The organism is Acidovorax sp. 93 (genome assembly GCF_003633835.1).
Classification (GTDB): domain Bacteria; phylum Pseudomonadota; class Gammaproteobacteria; order Burkholderiales; family Burkholderiaceae_C; genus Acidovorax; species Acidovorax facilis.
In genome coordinates, this window is sequence record NZ_RBIT01000001.1 from 470,728 (window position 1) to 489,662 (window position 18,935).

The 18,935-nt window shown below is 63.3% G+C and carries 18 protein-coding genes; 6 read left to right on the forward strand and 12 right to left on the reverse strand.

Going from position 1 to position 18,935, the window contains the following annotated elements; translation table 11 throughout:
* Positions 1-30: 30 nt before the first annotated feature.
* The gene (locus C8C93_RS02150) at positions 31-2,682 is read right to left on the reverse strand and encodes a FimV/HubP family polar landmark protein (protein WP_121505775.1); all 2,652 of its coding nucleotides are present in this window, start codon (positions 2,680-2,682) and stop codon (positions 31-33) included.
* A gap of 289 nt (positions 2,683-2,971) precedes the next feature.
* Positions 2,972-4,102, reverse strand: a complete 1,131-nt coding sequence (gene asd, locus C8C93_RS02155; RefSeq protein WP_121505776.1) for an aspartate-semialdehyde dehydrogenase — start codon at positions 4,100-4,102, stop codon at positions 2,972-2,974.
* 381 nt (positions 4,103-4,483) lie between these two features.
* Here asd and C8C93_RS02160 point away from each other — a divergent pair, with 381 nt between their 5' ends.
* Positions 4,484-5,158, forward strand: coding sequence for a dihydrodipicolinate reductase C-terminal domain-containing protein (locus C8C93_RS02160; RefSeq protein ID WP_121505777.1), 675 nt, complete (start codon positions 4,484-4,486; stop codon positions 5,156-5,158).
* 81 nt (positions 5,159-5,239) lie between these two features.
* On the opposite strand, the gene leuB is transcribed toward C8C93_RS02160, so the two are convergent.
* From leuB to grpE, 9 genes are all read right to left on the reverse strand, one after another.
* Positions 5,240-6,313 carry a 3-isopropylmalate dehydrogenase gene (gene leuB / locus C8C93_RS02165; protein WP_055399404.1) on the reverse strand — a complete coding sequence of 358 codons (1,074 nt, stop codon included), beginning with the start codon at positions 6,311-6,313 and terminating at the stop codon, positions 5,240-5,242.
* A gap of 89 nt (positions 6,314-6,402) precedes the next feature.
* Positions 6,403-7,053 carry a 3-isopropylmalate dehydratase small subunit gene (gene leuD / locus C8C93_RS02170; RefSeq protein WP_121420745.1) on the reverse strand — a complete coding sequence of 217 codons (651 nt, stop codon included), beginning with the start codon at positions 7,051-7,053 and terminating at the stop codon, positions 6,403-6,405.
* Positions 7,054-7,063: 10 nt separating this feature from the next.
* Complete coding sequence (locus tag C8C93_RS02175) at positions 7,064-7,195, reverse strand: entericidin A/B family lipoprotein (protein WP_055399399.1); 132 nt, start codon at positions 7,193-7,195, stop codon at positions 7,064-7,066.
* Between the two features lie 11 nt (positions 7,196-7,206).
* The gene (leuC, locus tag C8C93_RS02180) at positions 7,207-8,628 is read right to left on the reverse strand and encodes a 3-isopropylmalate dehydratase large subunit (RefSeq protein ID WP_121505778.1); all 1,422 of its coding nucleotides are present in this window, start codon (positions 8,626-8,628) and stop codon (positions 7,207-7,209) included.
* 22 nt (positions 8,629-8,650) lie between these two features.
* Positions 8,651-9,607: a LysR family transcriptional regulator gene (locus C8C93_RS02185; RefSeq protein WP_121505779.1), complete on the reverse strand. Its 957-nt coding sequence runs from the start codon at positions 9,605-9,607 to the stop codon at positions 8,651-8,653.
* Positions 9,608-9,743: 136 nt separating this feature from the next.
* Complete coding sequence (locus tag C8C93_RS02190; protein ID WP_121508621.1) at positions 9,744-11,108, reverse strand: MBL fold metallo-hydrolase; 1,365 nt, start codon at positions 11,106-11,108, stop codon at positions 9,744-9,746.
* A 153-nt stretch (positions 11,109-11,261) separates the two neighbouring features.
* The gene (dnaJ, locus tag C8C93_RS02195) at positions 11,262-12,407 is read right to left on the reverse strand and encodes a molecular chaperone DnaJ (protein WP_055399485.1); all 1,146 of its coding nucleotides are present in this window, start codon (positions 12,405-12,407) and stop codon (positions 11,262-11,264) included.
* Positions 12,408-12,493: 86 nt separating this feature from the next.
* Positions 12,494-14,446, reverse strand: a complete 1,953-nt coding sequence (dnaK, locus tag C8C93_RS02200) for a molecular chaperone DnaK (RefSeq protein WP_121420741.1) — start codon at positions 14,444-14,446, stop codon at positions 12,494-12,496.
* Positions 14,447-14,539: 93 nt separating this feature from the next.
* Positions 14,540-15,091: a nucleotide exchange factor GrpE gene (gene grpE / locus C8C93_RS02205; protein WP_121505780.1), complete on the reverse strand. Its 552-nt coding sequence runs from the start codon at positions 15,089-15,091 to the stop codon at positions 14,540-14,542.
* A 304-nt stretch (positions 15,092-15,395) separates the two neighbouring features.
* Between grpE and rpsF the strand changes: the two genes are divergently transcribed.
* The 5 genes from rpsF (at position 15,396) to dnaB (ending at position 18,455) form a co-directional block, all read left to right on the forward strand.
* Entirely contained in the window at positions 15,396-15,803 is a 408-nt protein-coding gene (gene rpsF, locus C8C93_RS02210) for a 30S ribosomal protein S6 (protein ID WP_055399389.1), read from the forward strand.
* A gap of 14 nt (positions 15,804-15,817) precedes the next feature.
* Complete coding sequence (gene priB, locus C8C93_RS02215) at positions 15,818-16,108, forward strand: primosomal replication protein N (RefSeq protein ID WP_121505781.1); 291 nt, start codon at positions 15,818-15,820, stop codon at positions 16,106-16,108.
* Positions 16,109-16,125: 17 nt separating this feature from the next.
* Positions 16,126-16,407, forward strand: coding sequence for a 30S ribosomal protein S18 (gene rpsR, locus C8C93_RS02220; protein WP_005795932.1), 282 nt, complete (start codon positions 16,126-16,128; stop codon positions 16,405-16,407).
* Between the two features lie 12 nt (positions 16,408-16,419).
* On the forward strand, positions 16,420-16,872 hold the full coding sequence (gene rplI, locus C8C93_RS02225; protein WP_055399385.1) for a 50S ribosomal protein L9: 453 nt from the start codon (positions 16,420-16,422) through the stop codon (positions 16,870-16,872).
* 167 nt (positions 16,873-17,039) lie between these two features.
* Entirely contained in the window at positions 17,040-18,455 is a 1,416-nt protein-coding gene (dnaB, locus tag C8C93_RS02230) for a replicative DNA helicase (RefSeq protein ID WP_121505782.1), read from the forward strand.
* A 92-nt stretch (positions 18,456-18,547) separates the two neighbouring features.
* Here the strand turns inward: dnaB and C8C93_RS02235 are convergent, their stop codons facing one another.
* On the reverse strand, positions 18,548-18,934 hold the full coding sequence (locus C8C93_RS02235; protein ID WP_121505783.1) for a hypothetical protein: 387 nt from the start codon (positions 18,932-18,934) through the stop codon (positions 18,548-18,550).
* Position 18,935: the final 1 nt, after the last annotated feature.

The following is an 18,935-nucleotide window of genomic DNA, read 5'->3' on the forward strand; positions in this document are numbered from 1 at the left end:
GAAAGCGCGCCGTGAGAGAACCCGGCTGCATCAGCCCAGTTCGGCCAGCATACGCTGGGCGCGGGTCTTGAGGGCGCCGCTGGATTCGGCCACCACTTCTTCGATCAGCGTGCGAGCACCGTCGGTGTCGCCAATGGCGTTGAACTCTTCGGCCAATGCCAGCTTGGTAGCCAGCGGATCATCCTGCGCCGCAGCCGAGCCGTCATCGACGAACTCGGGTGCCGGAGCGGGTGCCTTGGCCGCAGGGGCTGCCATGGGCTTGGACGGTGCGTTCAGGTCCAGAGACAGTTCGCCCAGATCAAATTCCATGGGGCCGGAATCCTTGGCGTCGCCTGCCAGCGGCATGGGGCCAGATGGCGCCATGCTCAGGTCGTCTGCGCTCGGGAAGTCGAGGTTGGCGACGGGCGGAGGGGCCATCATCGGGCCGGGGGCTGTATCTTGACCACCCCAGGCTGGTGCAGTTGCAGAGGGCAGCTCTGGCAAATCCAGTTCCGGGCGCAGTGTTTGTGGTTCATCGCTGGCATCGGCGTCCGTAGTGCGACGGGTGCCACCTGCGGCCGCTGCTGCAGCGGCAGCCGCTGCAAACCCGCCTGGGGGTGCTGGTGCCACCGAGGGAGCGTCGGTCAGTGCGTCATCTGGCAGGTCCAGATCGAGATCCAGGTCGAGATCGGGGGGGAGTGCCGCTGTGGCCGCCGCATTGCCAGCACCGCCCGTGAAGGTGCTCGGGAAGCCACCTGGGGGTAGCGATGGAGATTCGTCCTCGGCCATGCCGGGGCGGCCGCCAGGCTGGTACAAGCGGTTTTCGGGGTCCAGGTCGCGGCCGAGTTCGGCAATGCGGTTCCAGTCCGGGCCTTCGCCCTGCGTCAGCTTGAACACATCCCCTGCCACCGCTTCCAGTGCCTTGCGATCCTGGCGCTTGGCGTAAATTTCGCCGAGCTTCACATGGACCGACACGCGGGCCGGATTGTGGCGAATCGCTTCCTTCAGGATTTCCTCGGCCTGCAGGTCGCGGCCATAGGCCAAATAAACGTCTGCCTCCGCCACGGGATCCACATCGCCGCCAGCATCGAGCTGGCTCGGGGAGTAGGCCATGGACGAGCCGGTCGTCATTTCGCTGTTGGCGGTATCCACGCGCTGTCCGCCGCTGGCACCGAAGAATGAATCAGGCTGGATGCGGCTTTCCAGGAACGAGCTGTCTACGCCAGCGTTCTGGCGGCGACGCTGCACTACACGGTAAGCGCCATAACCCAGCAACAGGGCCAGCAGGCCACCACCGGCCAAGGGCAGGATCGGATCGTCCATGAGGCCGGACAGGAAACTCGGCTCTTCAACAGGGGCTGGTGCTGGCGCAGGCATCCGTACGGGGGCTGCGGGTGCGGATGCGACGGGAGCAGGTGCAGAGGCGGGTTCGGAGGCTGCCTCGGCAGGAACGGCAACATCCGCTGGGGCACTGGCTGGGGGCACGGGAGCCGACGCAGGTGTTTCGGGCGCGGCGGGCGCTGTGGGCGTGGCAGGGACTGCGGGGGCTTGCACGGCCACGCCAGCGGGGGCGCTGGCACCACCAGCGGGCGCGGCACTGCCAGCAGCGGCCGATGCTGCGCCCAGCTTGTTCAGGTCGGTAATGTTCTTGGACAGTTCGGCCATCCGGGTGGCGGCCTCGCTGGCTTGCTTGTCCTTGGCGAGCTGGTCCTCGGCGGCCTTCTGGCCCTTCACGGAGCCTTTGGACAGCGTCAGCTTGTCGGGTGCGGTCGTGGCAGGTTTCTTGTCCTCCACGCGGGTCTGCACCGATCCTGACGCAGAGCGCTCTGCAGCGGCCACTGCCGTGGTCGGGGCGGCACCTGCCAGCTTGCGGCGGAATTCGTTGAAATCCTTGGCCTGGGCTGCCAGGATCTGGCGTGCCTCGGGGGCTGGGGTTGCCTGCGCCGCAACTTCATCGGGCATCTGCAGTACCGCGCCAGCTTTGAGGCGATTGACATTGCCTTGAATGAATGCGTCCGGGTTCGCACGCATCATGGCAACCAGCATCTGATCCAGAGACACGCTGGCGGGACGGTAGGCATTCGCCAGGCGGCCAGCGGTGTCACCGGCCTGCACCTTGACGCCGTCTGCGGGGGTTGGACGAGGGGCTGCTGCTGCCGGCCGTGGTGCTGGCGGTGCAGCAGCGGCAGAGGATTCGGAGGCGCGCGGAGCGACCGATGCGCGCACGGCGGGCGCCGATGGGGCGGCAGGTGCCGAGATCTGAGGGGACGCCGTCACATTCGGTGCTGCGCGGCGCAGTGCTGGCGGGTCAAACAGCATGGTATAGCTGCGCACAATGCGGCCCGAGCCCCAGTTGGCGTCCAGCACCAGATCAAGGAAGGGGTCGTTCACCGGACGATCACTCGTCAGACGCAGCACGGCGGTGCCGTCTGGGCGACGCTGCAGCTGGATTTGCAGGTTGTTGATCGCGGGCGTGTATTCCATGCCCTGGGCGCGAAAAACTTCCGGGGTAGCCGTCGTAGCGCGCAGGGTGTCGGCTTCGGCGGGGGTGATCTGGGGCAGGTCAATTTCGGCGCGCAAAGGCTCGCCCAAGGCAGACTGCACGGTGATGCGGCCCAACGCCAGGGCCGAGGCGTCGCCAGCGTAAAAGCCAGCCGACGCTACGGCCGCAGCCGCCAGGACAGAAAATTTCCAACGATGCATGTTTGCCAACAACTGATTAGGTTTTTGTGCGGCTCGGTCGAGCGGTGCTTTTTTTCTCATGGTCTGGTCCCGCCCCGGCGCGTGAAAATATGTAAAAAGCACCATAGCATCAATGTTTTGCACTGACAAGCTGAGGTGGCTCCGAAGCTTTGAGCGAGGTTCAGACGCACCAGATTGGGGCATTCAAATGTTGCCAATTGCCAACGTGACGTAACTGAGTGTGTCAAGGTGCCGGGCGTAAAAAAGCGCGCACGGCGAGGGCCGTGCGCGCTTTTTGGGGATTGCCGGCTTAGGCGTCGAGCAAGATGCGCAGCATGCGGCGCAGGGGCTCGGCGGCGCCCCAGAGCAGCTGATCGCCAATGGTGAAGGCGCCCACATATTCAGGGCCCATGGCCAGCTTGCGGATGCGGCCCACGGGGATGTTCATGGTGCCGGTCACCGCCACGGGGGTCAGGTCCTGGATGGTGGCTTCACGGGTGTTGGGCACCACCTTGACCCACTGGTTGTCGGCGGCGATCATGGCTTCGAGGTCGGCCACGGGCACATCCTTCTTGAGTTTGAAAGTCAGCGCCTGGCTGTGGCAGCGCATAGCGCCCACGCGCACGCAGAAACCATCGACGGGAATGGCGGAGGCGTTGAAGCCCTCGCCCATACCCAGGATCTTGTTGGTCTCGGCCATGCCCTTCCACTCTTCCTTGGACATGCCGTTGCCCAGGTCCTTGTCGATCCAGGGGATCAGCGAGCCGCCCAGCGGTACGCCGAAGTTGGCGGTTTCAGCGGCTGACAGGCTGCGCTGCTTTGCGATGACCTTGCGGTCGATTTCCAGGATGGCGCTCTTGGGATCGTCGAGCAGTGCGCGCACTTCGGCGTTCAGCGTGCCGTACTGCGTGAGCAGCTCGCGCATGTGCTGCGCGCCGCCACCTGATGCTGCCTGGTAGGTCTGGGTGCTCATCCATTCCACCAGACCTGCCTTGTACAGAGCGCCCACGCCCATCAGCATGCAGCTCACGGTGCAATTGCCGCCGATCCAGTTCTTGCCGCCGTTGGCCAGGGCGTTCTTGATGACGGGCATGTTGACCGGATCGAGAATGATCACGGCGTCCTTGTCCATGCGCAGGGTGGAGGCGGCATCGATCCAGTGGCCGTTCCAGCCGGCGGCGCGCAGCTTTGGGAACACTTCAGAGGTGTAGTCACCGCCCTGGGCGGTGATGATGATTTCGCAGCGCTTGAGAGCCTCGATGTTGAACGCATCCTGCAGTGCAGTCTCGTTCTTGGCTTGGGCAGGGGCCTTGCCGCCTGCGTTCGAGGTGGAGAAGAACATGGGTTCGATCAGATCGAAGTCCTTCTCTTGTTCCATACGGTCCATCAGGACCGAGCCGACCATGCCGCGCCAGCCGACCAACCCTACCAACTTGCTCATTTCAACGCCCTTTCTAAGTAAGAAACAGTGCCAGACCGGACTGCTCGCCTGGCTCGTCTGGCCAGGAAGGGCGCACGACGAACCAGGCTGAGTCAGCCCTTAATGGTCGTGGTTTTGGTGATGGTTGCGCGCGCAGCCACACCGGCCGTGGCGGCGGGTGCAATGTTCAGGGCGAACGTGTGGGCGGCAAACATAGGCGAAGATTGTAGCGGATGCGGGCTTTGGGCTCTGTGCCGTTGTTCCAACAGGCATCTCTGGGGAGCGATCGGCGGGATAGACGGTAGAAAAAGCCAATGACTTGGGGGAGAGTCTGCGCCCATGGTCTGCACCGCACTACAGTCCTGCCTATCGCTTTGTCTGCGATTCATCGAGAGTGGAAAAATGCAAGTCATCGTTGTGGGGTCTGGCAAGCTGGCCAGGGAGCTGTTGGGGGCGCTGCCCTCTGGGGACGCTGGCCAGGTTGTGCCCTGGGCCGCCGAGGGGCTGCCTGCAGAAAAATCGCTGGTGGTGCATGCAGGCTCGGGCCGGGAGCTGCAAGCGGTGAGCGCGTTCTGTGAATCCACGTGCTCCGCGCTGGTGGAGCTGTCCACGGGATCGACGCTGGAACACCTGGCTGTAGGTTTTCCCGTGGTCCTGTGTCCCAACACCAACCTTCTGATGCTCAAGTTCATGGCCATGCTGGAGCGCAGTGGGCACTTGTTCCGTGGCTATCGCATCGGGCTGACCGAGTCGCACCAGGCTCAGAAGTCGTCGGTGCCGGGCACGGCCGTGAGCATGGCGCAGGCGCTGGGTCTGGTGCCCGGTGATATCCGGTCCGTGCGCGATGCCGAGGTTCAGCAGCGCGTGCTGCAGATTCCCCCAGAACATCTTGGCCGCCATGCCTACCACCAGGTTCTGATAGAGGATGGGGCTTGCAGCGTGACGCTGGAAACCCGTGTTTATGGCGATGCTCCGTATGCAGAGGGCGTTGCGCACATCGTGGCAGCAGTGCGCGAGCGGCCGCTGGAGAACCGGCGCTACGCCATCATGGAATTCATCGACAACGGGTGGCTGTAGGCGGTACGGGCAGTACCCCGGCTCCACAATAAAAAAGCGCCGGGAGTGTCCGGCGCTTTTTTGTGACCGCTGAGCGGGGGATCAGGCGGTCAGCGCCTTCACCACTGCATCGCCCATCTGCGCCGTACCCACCTTGGTGGTGCCTTCGCTGTAGATATCGGGCGTGCGCAGGCCCTGCGCCAGCACCTTTTGCACGGCGGCTTCGATGCGCTGGGCGGCGGCTTCCTGGTTCAGGCTGAAGCGCAGCATCATCGCGGCCGAGAGGATGGTGGCCAGCGGGTTGGCCACGCCCTTGCCGGCGATGTCGGGCGCACTGCCGTGGCTGGGTTCGTACAGGCCCTGGTTGCTGCTGTTCAGGCTGGCCGAGGGCAACATGCCGATGGAGCCGGTGAGCATGGAGGCTTCGTCCGACAGGATGTCGCCGAACATGTTGCCGGTCACCACCACGTCAAACGCCTTGGGGGCCTTGACCAGCTGCATGGCGGCGTTGTCCACGTACATGTGCTGCAGCTCGACGTCGGGGTATTCCTTGTGCACGTCGGTGACCACATCCTTCCAGAACTGGAAGGTTTCGAGCACGTTGGCCTTGTCCACGCTGGTGACCTTCTTGTTGCGCTTGCGAGCGGCCTGGAAGGCGACGTGGGCGATGCGCTCGATCTCGGGGCGGCTGTAGCGCATGGTGTCGAAGGCTTCCTCGGCACCGGGGAAGTGGCCATCGGTGGCCACGCGGCGACCACGCGGCTGGCCAAAGTAGATGTCGCCCGTCAGTTCGCGGATGATGAGGATATCGAGGCCCGCGATCAGCTCGGGCTTGAGGCTCGATGCGCCCACCAGTTGCTCGTAGCAGATGGCGGGGCGGAAGTTGGCGAACAGGCCCAGGTTCTTGCGCAGGCCCAGGATGGCCTGCTCGGGGCGCAGGGGGCGGTCAAGCTTGTCGTACTTCCAGTCGCCCACAGCGCCGAACAGGATGGCGTCGGCTTCCTTGGCGAGCTTCAGGGTGGATTCGGGCAGCGGGTGGCCGTGGGCCTCGTAGGCGGCGCCGCCGACCAGGGCAGATTCCATCTCGAAATTCAGGTCCAGGGCTTCCAGAACCTTCACGGCTTCGGAGACGATTTCGGTACCGATGCCGTCACCCGGCAGAACTGCGATTTTCATTGAATTTGCTTTGATTTTGATAGCTGCTACCGCTTATGGATAAAGCGCTAGAGGCTAATTTAAATGATATTTTTGATGCCTGTGGTGTCTTACGACACCATGGTGTGCGCCAGCCAGGGCTTAGTCGCCAGGCGCTGCGCTTCAAACGCCTTGATCTTGTCGGACTGGCGCAAGGTCAGGCCGATGTCGTCAAAGCCGTTGAGCAGGCAGTACTTGCGGAAGGCCTGCACCTCGAACGGAATTTCTTCGCCTTGCGGACGCACGATGACTTGGCGCTCCAGGTCGATGGTGAGTTGGTAGCCGGGGAAGGCGTGCACTTCATCGAACAGCTGGGCCACCGTTGCCTCGGGCAGCACGATGGGCAGCAGGCCGTTCTTGAAGCAGTTGTTGAAGAAGATGTCGGCAAAACTCGGCGCGATCACGGCGCGAAAGCCGAACTGGTCCAGTGCCCAGGGCGCGTGTTCGCGGCTGGAGCCGCAGCCGAAGTTCTTGCGTGCCAGCAGGATGGAGGCGCCTGCATAGCGCGGCTGGTTCAGCACGAAGTCGGGGTTGGGCTTGCGGCTGGCCGGGTCCTGGCCCGGCTCGCCGTGGTCCAGGTAGCGCCATTCGTCAAACAGGTTCACGCCAAAGCCGGTCTTCTTGATCGACTTCAGAAACTGCTTGGGGATGATCGCGTCGGTATCGACGTTCTCGCGGTCCATCGGGGCCACCAGGCCCTTGAGTAAGGTGAATTTCTGCATGGGTGCCTTGTTACTTGTTGGCGGCGCGTTCGAGTGCGCCCCCTGCCCGTTGGACGTCCTGGCCTACGCCCTTGACGGTGTTGCACCCGCCCAGCAGCAAGGCGGCAGACAGTGCGATGAGGATGGCGGCGATTTTCTTCATGGCGGGCTCCTTCAGGCGAATTGGCGAATGTCCACAAAATGACCGTGCACGGCGGCGGCGGCTGCCATGGCGGGGCTGACGAGATGGGTGCGGCCACCAGCGCCCTGGCGGCCTTCGAAGTTGCGGTTGCTGGTGGATGCGCAGCGCTCGCCCGGCTCCAGGCGGTCGGCGTTCATGGCCAGGCACATGCTGCAGCCGGGCTCGCGCCACTCAAAGCCTGCGGCCACAAAAATCTTGTCCAGGCCTTCGCGCTCGGCCTGCTCTTTGACGAGGCCCGAGCCGGGAACCACCATGGCCAGCTTCACGTTGCTGGCCACCTTGCGGCCCAGGTTCTTGACCACGGCGGCGGCTTCGCGCATGTCTTCGATGCGGCTGTTGGTGCAACTGCCGATGAACACCTTGTCGATGGTGATGTCGTTGATCGCCTTGCCGGGCTGCAGGCCCATGTAGGTCAAGGCGCGCTCGATGGCGCCGCGCTTGTTGGCATCCTTTTCCTTGTCGGGGTCCGGCACGCGGGCATCCACGCCCAGCACCATCTCGGGCGAGGTGCCCCAGGTGACTTGCGGCACGATTTCGGAGGCGTCGAGCTTCACCACGGTGTCGAACTTCGCGTCGGGGTCGGAGTGCAGCGTCTTCCAGTACGCCACGGCCTGGTCCCATTCGACGCCCGTGGGCGACAGAGGGCGGCCTCTGACGTATTCAATGGTCTTGTCGTCCACCGCCACCAGGCCAGCGCGCGCGCCGCCTTCGATGGCCATATTGCACACGGTCATGCGGCCTTCCATGCTCATCGCGCGGAAGACGGAGCCTGCAAATTCGATGGTGTAGCCGGTGCCGCCGGCCGTGCCGATCTTGCCGATGATGGCCAGCACCACGTCCTTGGGCGTCACGCCCTTGGCGAGCGTGCCGTCCACCTGCACCAGCATGTTCTTGGCCTTCTTGGCCAGCAGCGTCTGCGTGGCCATGACGTGCTCGACCTCGGATGTGCCGATGCCATGGGCCAGTGCGCCGAACGCGCCGTGCGTGCTGGTATGGCTGTCGCCGCACACCACCGTCATGCCGGGCAGGGTGGCGCCGTTTTCAGGGCCGATGACGTGCACGATGCCTTGGCGCTTGTGCATGAAGGGGAAGAACGCAGCGGGCGAGATCTGCGCCATGTTGTCGTTCAGCGTGGTGATCTGCTCTTTGCTGATGGGGTCGGTGATGCCGTCGTAGCCGTTTTCCCAGCCCGTGGTGGGCGTGTTGTGGTCGGCGGTGGCCACGATGGAGCTCATGCGCCAGACCTTGCGGCCCGCCTCGCGCAGGCCTTCAAACGCCTGGGGGCTGGTCACCTCGTGCACCAGATGGCGGTCGATGTAGAGGATGGAGGTGCCGTCCTCTTCGGTGTGGACGACATGCTCGTCCCAGATCTTGTCGTACAGGGTGCGTCCCATGGCGTGGCTTTCTTTCTGCTTTTCAGGTGGGTGATTGGATTTTAGTGTCGGGGTCTGGCCGGGGTGACAGGTGTTCCACCAGCAAACGGGCCGTGACGGGCAGGGCGTCGAAGTCGCGAGCCACCACGCGCAGCTCGCGGTGGGCCCAGGCATCGGTCAGCGGGATGGCTTGCAGGTTGCCCACGCCGCGCATCAGTGCAAACGCCCGGTCGGGCAGCAGGCCCACGCCCAGGCCGTTGTCGATCATGCGGCACATGGCATCGAGCCCTGTGACCTGGATGCGCTGTCGCAGCGGGCGCCCGGCGGCGGCGGCGGCGGCGCGCATGGCCAGGCTGATGCTGCTGTTGGCATGCAGGCCCACGATGTCCCAGTCCAGAATTTCTTCAAAATTGATAGCGTCCAGCGCAGACAGGTCGTGCGCCAGGGGTACAACGAGCACCAGATTGTCGGCGCGATAAGGGCGGCTTTGCAATTCCAGGGCACCGTTGCCACTGGCCATGCCGATGTTGCAGATGCCCAGGTCGGCGGCGCCCTCCTGCACGGCGTGCAGCACGTCGCTGGAGAGGTGCTCCTGCAGGTCGATCTTGATCTGGCTGTGCTCGCGCGCAAAGGCGCCCAGGTCTTCGGGCAGGAACTGGAAGATGGCCGAGATGTTGGCGTGCATGCGGACATGGCCGCGCACGCCGTCGGCGTATTCGCTCAACTCGCCCTGCATGCGTTCGAGGCCAAACAGCACGGTGCGCGCATGGTGCAGCAGGCTCTCGCCTGCGGGTGTGAGCGTGACGCCCCGGCTGTGGCGGTAGAGCAGGGCGGTGTCCACGGCGGTTTCCAGGTCCGACAGGCGCTTGCTGACGGCCGATGCCGCAATGAATTCGCGCTCAGCCGCGCGGCCAATGCTGCCGAGCTCGCACACCGCCACAAACAATTGCAGCGAGGTCAGGTCGATACGGCGCGCAAAACTGCGCTCGGAGCTTTTCATGGGGTTTTAACTTCTCGAAATGAGAAGGTTGCCTATTTTCTCCCCATTATTACCGCTTTGACATCGCGATACGCGATGGCGGCACTGCCCTTCTGCGCGAGGGTAGAACCGCTGAGGCCCAGAAAGCTACCGTGGCTCAGGCGGTGCAGGTGCTGCCGTGCTCTGGCACAGCGGCACGCCAGCGCAGCTCATGTTCAATGCGCTGACGCAGCAGATCGGCCGCGCCCATTTCACCATGCACCACGTACACCTTGTCCGGCGCGTGCCCCATGCTGCGCAGCCAGGCGATGAGCTGGTTGCCGTCTGCATGGGCTGATGCAGAGGACAGCCGAACCACCTCGGCCCGCACGGCCACGTCCTGGCCGTGGATACGGATGGTTTTTTCGCCCTCTGCCAGCCGCGCACCACGGGTGCCTGGGGCCTGGTGGCCGGTCAGGATGATCATGTTGCGGTGGTCGCCTGCGTGCAGTGCCAGGTGGTGCAGCACGCGCCCCCCGGTGGCCATGCCGCTGGCCGACAGGATGACCATGGGGCCATGAAGCTTGGCCAGCCCCTTGGATTGCTCGGGCGTCTGGACCATGGTGGCGCCATGCTCCAGTGCCTGCACCTCGCGGCCGCTCAGGCGGTGTTCCTGCATGTGGTGCTGGAACAGCCCCGTGGTACTGACGGCCATGGGGCTGTCCAGAAACACCTTGAGCGATGCGGGCACCACACCCTGCGCCTTGAGCAGGCCAATCGCGTGCAGCACGACCTGTGCACGCCCCACGGCAAACACCGGCACCACGGCAATGCCGCCACGCGCTGCCAGGCGCTGCAGGGCGGGGCCCAGTTCATCGAGCGGGCCTTCGGGCGGGTGCTCGCGGTCGCCGTAGGTGGACTCGATGAGCACGGTGTCGGCCTGGGGCGGCGCGTCAGGCGGGTTCATGAGCAGGTCATCGGGCCGCCCCAGGTCGCCCGAAAACAGAATGCGCCTGCCTCCCACCTCCAGCAGCACGCTGGCTGCACCAAGGATGTGGCCTGCGGGCGAAAACGTCACACGCCAGCCGGGCAGGGGCTCAAACGCCTTGTGAAATGGGTGGATCTGGAACTGCTTGAGGCAGTGCAGCGCGTCGAGCCGGGTGTACAGGGGCAGGGCGGGGCTGTGGCTGCTGAGCTGGTGGCGGTTGAGAAAGGCCGCGTCTTCTTCCTGCAGGTGCCCGCTGTCGGGCAGCAGGATGGTGCACAGGTCGCGTGTGCCCGGTGTGCAGTGGATGGCGTGGGTGTAGCCGTCGCGCGCCAGCAGCGGCAGGTAGCCGCTGTGATCCAGGTGGGCATGGGTCAGCACCACGGCGTCGATCTGGTGCGGCGTGACGGGCAGAGGCTGCCAGTTGCGCAGGCGCAACTGCTTGTAGCCCTGGAACAGGCCGCAATCGACCAGGAGGCTCTTGCCGTTGTAACGCACCAGGTACTTGGAGCCGGTGACCGTGCCGGAGCCGCCCAGGAAGGTGATGTTGACGTTCATGTGCCCAAGCTCCCGGGTGATCATCGATGAGACCCATCCTACTGCGCTGTGCGTGCATCGCACGGGCCTAAGGGAGTTTCTTGCCCTGCGTCAAGAAAAAACCGCCTGGGCCAAAAGGCCACAAGCGGTTTTCGATGGGATGCCGGTGCGCGGTCAGCTGAAGAAGTTCTTCAGCCGGTCCGTCCAACTCTCGCCGCTGGGCGAGTGGCGGGCGCCGCCCTTCTTGAGCGAATCTTCCAGTTCGCGCAGGAGCTTGCGCTGGTGCTCGGTCAGCTTGACGGGTGTCTCGACTGCGATGTGGCAGTACAGATCGCCCGGGTAGCTGGCACGCACGCCCTTGATGCCCTTGCCACGCAGGCGGAACTGCTTGCCGGCTTGGGTGCCTTCAGGAATGTCGATCGCTGCCTTGCCAGCCAGCGTGGGCACTTCGATCTCGCCGCCGAGTGCTGCCGTGATGAAGCTCACGGGCACCTGGCAGTGCAGGTCGTCGCCATCGCGCTCGAAGATGTCGTGTTTCTTCAGGCGGATCTCGATGTACAGGTCACCCGGTGGGCCGCCGTTGGTGCCCGGCTCGCCGTTGCCGGTGGAGCGGATGCGCATGCCGTCGTCGATGCCCGCAGGAATCTTCACTTCCAGCGTCTTTTGCTTCTTGAGCTTGCCCTGGCCATGGCAGGTCGTGCACGGCTCGGGGATGATCTTGCCCGTGCCCCGGCAGTGCGGGCAGGTCTGCTGCACGCTGAAGAAGCCCTGGCGCATCTGTACCGTGCCTGCGCCCTGGCAGGTGCCACAGGTCTTGGCACTGGTGCCGGGTTTGGCACCGCTGCCGTGGCAGGTGTCGCAGCTCTCCCACGAGGGGATGCGGATCTGCGCATCCTTGCCGCGCGCGGCTTCTTCCAGCGTGATCTCCATGGCGTAGCTGAGGTCGCTGCCCCTGTACACCTGTCGGCCGCCGGCACCGCGCCCACGCCCGCCCTGCTGGCCAAACATGTCGCCGAAGATGTCGCCAAAAGCCTCGGCAAAACCACCAAAGCCCTCCGCCCCCGCGCCGCCGGGGCCGCGCATGTTGGGGTCCACCCCGGCGTGGCCGTACTGGTCGTAGGCCGCACGTTTTTGCGGGTCGGAGAGCATCTCGTAGGCCTCTTTGGCCTCCTTGAACTTCTCTTCGGCAGGCTTGGCTGCGTCACCCTGGTTGCGGTCAGGGTGGTGCTTCATCGCCAGCTTGCGATAGGCCTTCTTGATTTCTTCGTCCGAGGCGTTCTTGGGAACGCCCAGGATTTCGTAAAAGTCTCTTTTGGACATGGTCATTCTGAGCCCGGTTGGAACAGGAACGCCGCGCAAGCCCCGTCAAGGGCCCCGCGCGGCGGCTGGGGTCAACGGCGGCGTGCTCAGCCCTTCTTGACTTCCTTCACCTCGGCATCGACGACGTTGTCGTCGTCTGCGGGCTTGGCGGACGCGCCACCAGCCGACGCGCCTGCGGCCTCAGCACCCCCGGCTGCCTGAGCAGCTTGCGCTGCCTGGGACTCGGCGTACATCTTTTCGCCCAGCTTCTGGCTGGCAGCCATCAGCGCCGTGGTCTTTTCGTCAATCGCGGCCTTGTCTTCGCCCTTCAAGGCTTCTTCCAGCGCCTTGACTGCGGCAGTGATCGCGTCTTTTTCACCTGCGTCGAGCTTGTCGCCGTGTTCGGCCAGGCTCTTGTTCACGCTGTGCACGGCGGCTTCACCCTGGTTGCGGGCTTGCACCAGCTCCAGCTTCTTCTTGTCGTCGGCTGCGTTCAGCTCGGCGTCCTTCACCATCTGCTGGATTTCTTCTTCCGACAGGCCCGAGTTGGCCTTGATAGTGATCTTGTTTTCCTTGCCCGTGCCCTTGTCCTTGGCGCCCACGTGCAAGATGCCGTTGGCGTCGATGTCGAACGACACTTCGATCTGCGGAACACCGCGGGCTGCCGGTGGAATGCCTTCCAGGTTGAATTCGCCCAGCAGCTTGTTGCCGGTAGCGATTTCGCGCTCGCCCTGGTAGACCTTGATGGTCACGGCAGGCTGGTTGTCATCGGCCGTCGAGAAGGTCTGTGCGAACTTCGTCGGGATGGTCGTGTTCTTCGTGATCATCTTGGTCATGACACCGCCCAGGGTTTCGATACCCAGCGACAGGGGTGTCACGTCCAGCAGCAGCACGTCCTTGCGGTCACCCGACAGCACCTGGCCCTGGATGGCGGCGCCCACGGCCACGGCTTCGTCAGGGTTCACGTCCTTGCGGGGGTCCTTGCCGAAGAATTCCTTGACCTTTTCCTGCACCTTGGGCATCCGGGTCATGCCGCCGACCAGGATCACGTCATGGATGTCAGACACCGACACGCCAGCGTCCTTGATGGCCATGCGGCAAGGAGCGATGGTGCGCTCGATCAGCTCTTCCACCAGTTGTTCCAGCTTGGCGCGGGTCAGTTTGATGTTCAGGTGCTTGGGGCCCGATGCGTCTGCCGTGATGTAGGGCAGGTTGATGTCTGTCGAGGCCGAGTTCGACAGTTCGATCTTGGCTTTCTCGGCCGCTTCCTTCAGGCGCTGCAGGGCCAGCACGTCATTCTTGAGGTTGACGCCCGACTCCTTCTTGAACTCGTCAATGATGAAGTCGATGATGCGCTGGTCGAAGTCTTCGCCGCCCAGGAAGGTGTCGCCGTTGGTCGACAGCACTTCGAACTGCTTTTCGCCGTCCACATCGGCGATTTCGATGATGGACACGTCGAACGTGCCGCCGCCCAGGTCATACACGGCGATCTTGCGGTCGCCCTTTTCCTGCTTGTCCAGGCCGAAGGCCAAGGCTGCAGCGGTAGGCTCATTGATGATGCGCTTGACGTCCAGGCCCGCAATGCGGCCAGCGTCCTTGGTGGCTTGGCGCTGTGCGTCGTTGAAGTACGCGGGCACGGTGATGACGGCTTCCGTCACGGGCTCGCCCAGGTAGTCTTCAGCCGTCTTCTTCATCTTGCGCAGGATGTCGGCAGACACTTGCTGGGCCGACAGCTTGTTGCCGCGCACTTCGATCCATGCGTCGCCGTTGTCGGCGGCCACGATCTTGTAGGGCATCAGGTCGATGTCCTTTTGCACTTCTTTTTCGGTGAACTTGCGGCCGATCAGGCGCTTGACGGCGTACAGCGTGTTCTTGGGGTTGGTCACGGCCTGGCGCTTGGCCGAGGCACCGACGAGGATCTCGCCGTCTTCCTGGTAGGCCACGATGGAGGGCGTGGTGCGTGCACCTTCGCTGTTTTCGATCACGCGGGTCGTGTTGCCCTCCATGATGGAGACGCAGCTGTTGGTCGTACCCAGGTCAATGCCGATGATTCTTCCCATGATTTTTCTCCGAATGCTTGAATGGTTTGGATGGCTAGTAACTTGTGGATAACTTGGTGTGGTTCAAGTCTTCCGGGTCGATTTTTTTGAGGCTTACTTGGGAGCCGTCACCGTGACCAGGGCCGGACGCAGCACGCGCTCGGCGATCGCATAGCCCTTTTGCAGCACAGCCACCACGGTGTTGGCTTCCTGCTCGGCAGGCACCACGCTGATGGCCTGGTGCTGGTGCGGATCGAACTTGGCGCCAGCGGCCGGGTTGATGGCAATCACCTTGTTGCGCTCCAGTGCCGACGTCAGCTGGCGCAGGGTGGCGTCGGCGCCTTCACGCAGCTGCTGGGGCGTGGCTTCCTTGATGGCCAGGGCGGCATCCAGGCTGTCGGCCACGGGCAGCAGGCTCTCGGCAAAGCTCTCGATACCGAATTTGCGGGCCTTGGAAACCTCGTCTTCGGCGCGGCGGCGGGCGTTCTCGGCCTCGGCCTTGGCGCGCAGGAACTGGTCGGCCAGATCAGCGCTTTTGGCCTTGAGCTCGGCCAACTCGCCCTGCAGGCGTGCCAGCTCGTCAGAGGCGTGGGCAGCCATGGCGGCTTCGACTTCTTCGGGGGCGGACGCGCTCTGTGCGGGGGTGGTATGGCTGGTGTCGGACATGTCTTGGTCTGGAAGTAAATGAACGGTACGCGCGGGATCTGGGGGCGTGCCACCACAAATCAAGGTCTGCACCAGGGGCATAGTCTCACGAGCCCCGTATGCATCGCGGTTTGTTGTAGTACATGTCGGCCCAGCCACTGGTTTTACAAGGGGCTGGACGCATCTATGGCATCTTTTTGTACGCCTGGACAGGGGCGGCGAAGCACTGAGTGTACAAGCGACGCAGGCCGGGCTATAATCGCAGGCTTTCCCTTGCCACACCACTTCAAGACGCAGTGGGTGGTCTTACCCAAAAGGAGTATGCATGCGTCATTACGAAATCATTTTGTTGATCCATCCGGATCAAAGCGAGCAAGTTCCAGCCATGCTGGAGCGCTACAAGGGCATGATCACCGCTGGCGGTGGCAAGGTGCACCGCGTGGAAGACTGGGGCCGCCGTCAACTGGCGTACCTGATCAACAAGCTGGCCAAGGCCCATTACCTGTGCGTGAACATCGAAGCCGATCAGGCCGTGATGGCTGAATTGGAGCACGCCTTCAAGTTCAACGACGCCGTGCTGCGCCACCTGACGGTTCAGAAGAAGAAGGCCGATACGGGCCCATCTTCCATGATGAAGACCGTCGAGCGCGAAGAAGCCCGCAAGGCCAGCCAAGCTGAATATGCAGCGGCCGGTGGCGAGCGTGGCGAGCGCCCAGATCGCGCCGAGCGCTGATCTAGCCCGTTGGAGTGGAGAACCGCGTAGTCTTGACCGCCTGTATCGCAGAGGCTGAACCCCTGCGCTACACGCCCGCCGGACTGCCTGCCCTCACGCTGCGCCTCGAACACGAGTCCCAGCAAGCCGAGGCAGGCCACCCCCGCGAAGTCAAGGCCGCCATGAAAGCCATTGCCTTTGGAGCGATGGCCGAGCGACTGGCACGGCAGAACATTGGAAGTCTCTGGACTTTCCATGGATTTCTGGCCAACCCGCGCAATGGCAAGACCGCAGTACTGCACATCCAGGATATTCAACAAAATTAATTTTCAAGGGGTCCGCAATGGCCACGTTCAAGAAGTTCAACAAAGACAAGCGCCCAAAGCGCAATACCCAGTCCCTGCTGTTCAAGCGCAAGCGCTTTTGCCGCTTCACGGTGACCGGTGTTGAAGAAATCGACTACAAGGATGTCGATACGCTGCGCGACTTCATCGCCGAAAACGGCAAGATCATCCCCGCACGCCTGACTGGCACGCGCGCCATCTTCCAGCGTCAGCTGAACACCGCCATCAAGCGCGCTCGCTTCCTGGCCCTGGTGCCTTACAGCGACCAGCACAAGATCTAAGGAGCACAACCCATGCAAATCATCCTGCTCGACAAGGTTGTGAACCTCGGCAACCTCGGTGAAATCGTCAAGGTCAAAGACGGCTACGCCCGCAACTTCCTGATCCCCGCTGGCCGCGCCCGTCGCGCCACGGAAGCCGCCAAGGCAGAGTTCGAAGCCAAGCGCGCTGAACTCGAAAAGGCCGCAGCTGCCAAGCTGGCAGAAGCTCAAGCCCAAGGCGAAAAGCTGGCTGGCACCACCGTCAAGCTGACGCAAAAGGCTGGCGTGGACGGTCGTCTGTTTGGTTCCGTGACCAACCACGACATCGCCGAAGAGCTGAGCAAGCAAGGCTACAAGGTTGCCAAGTCGCAAATCCGCCTTCCCAACGGCCCGATCAAGGTCGTGAGCGAAAGCACTGTCAGCGTGGCTCTGCACACCGATGTGGTGGTGGACGTGACCGTGTCGGTCTACGGCGAAACCGCCTGAGATTCACTTCGGTGTTTCACGCAAAGCCGCCTTCGGGCGGCTTTTGTTTTTGTGCGGCTCTGGTTTGTACATGGTTACCCACTGGTTGCCCCAACTTTATCCACAGACTTGTGCCATGACGGCGCGCCGCACGGGCGCTAGCATGCCGGGTTAGCTCCGAGGATTCCATGTCTGCTGTTTTTCCGCCCCTTGACGATGGCTTCACGCCGGTACCCGACCGTGAAATCGCCCAGTTGCGCGTGCCGCCGCACTCGATAGAAGCGGAGTCCAGCGTGCTGGGCGGGTTGCTGCTGGACAACAACGCCTGGGACCGCGTGGGCGACCTGCTGGTAGAAAGCCATTTCTACCGCCATGAGCACCAGATGATCTACTCGGCCATCGGCGCACTGATCAACGCCAGCAAGCCGGCCGACGTGATCACCGTGTTCGAGCACCTGCAAAACCTGGGCAAGGTGCAAGAGATGGGTGGGCTGGCCTATCTGAACAATCTGGCGCAATACGTACCCAGCGCTAGCAACATCCGCCGCTATGCGGAAATCGTGCGCGAGCGTGCCATCCTGCGCAAGCTGGTCACGGCCAGCGACGAAATTTCCACCAACGCGTTCAACCCGCAAGGCAAGACGGTCGAACGGATTCTGGACGAGGCCGAGTCCAAGATTTTTGCCATTGGCGAGGAAGGCTCGCGCACCAAGCAGGGCTTTCAGTCGCTGGATACGCTGGTGATCGACCTGCTCGATCGCGTGCAGGAGATGGCAGACAACCCTGTGGATGTGACGGGTGTGCCCACCGGGTTTGCAGACCTCGACCGCATGACCAGTGGGCTGCAAGCGGGCGACATGGTGGTGCTGGCCGCGCGCCCCTCCATGGGCAAGACCTCGTTCGCGGTGAACATTGCCGAGCACGTGGCGCTCAATGAGGGCCTGCCGGTCGCCATCTTCTCGATGGAAATGGGCGCCGCCCAGTTGGCGGTGCGTATCGTCGGTTCGATTGGCCGGGTGAACCAGGGCAATCTGCGCACCGGCAAGCTCACCGATGATGAGTGGCCGCGCCTGACCGAGGCGATTGAAAAACTACGCACCGTCTCGCTGCACATTGATGAAACCCCGGGCCTCACACCCGGTGAATTGCGCGCCAACGCGCGGCGCCTGGCGCGCCAGTGCGGCAAGCTGGGCCTGATCGTGGTCGACTATTTGCAGCTGATGAGCGGCTCGGGCTCGGCGGCCAGTTCGGACAACCGGGCGACCGAGTTGGGTGAAATTTCCCGGGGCCTCAAGATGCTGGCCAAGGAACTGCAGTGCCCGGTGATCGCGCTGTCGCAGCTCAACCGCTCGGTGGAGCAGCGCACCGACAAGCGCCCCATGATGTCCGACCTGCGCGAGTCGGGCGCTATCGAGCAGGATGCCGACATCATCATGTTCATCTACCGCGACGACTACTACAACAAGGACTCCAAGGAGCCCAACGTGGCCGAGGTCATCATCGGCAAGCAGCGGAACGGCCCCACGGGTACTGTGAAGCTGTTCTTCCAGAAGAACCAGACGCGCTTCGAGAACCTGGCCATGGGTTCGGGCGACGATTTCTAATAAAAATAGCCACTAGCGCTTATTGGGTAAGCGCAAGTAGCTATCAAATTAGGAGTTTTTGACCGGGGTAGATGGTCTTGGTCGGAGTTCCGTTAGGGTTGCAGCACCCACACCAGCAAACCCGCACATCCCACGGCAAGAACACCCACAGCCACAGTGAGCCGTTGCTGGCGTTGGCGCAGCACTTCTACCGCCTGCACCACTTGGGCATTCTGTTCGGCCAGTGACTGGATCAACACGGCGGATTCCTGTTGCTCCTGCTCCAGCATTGCCACCCGCTCGCGCAGATGTTCCAGCTGCAAGGCCACGGGAATGGCGGGCTCGCCCCCAGCGCCTTCGAGTGCTCCCGCAGCAGCTTCAGCGTTCCCTTTTCGGGTGGTGCCCAGCAGCTTCTTGGCCGCCTGGAGAATCTGGGGCGTCGCCTCGATGACGTCGCCCCAGGGCACCAGCTTCAGTGCTGCAACCCAGCCTGCAGCCAAC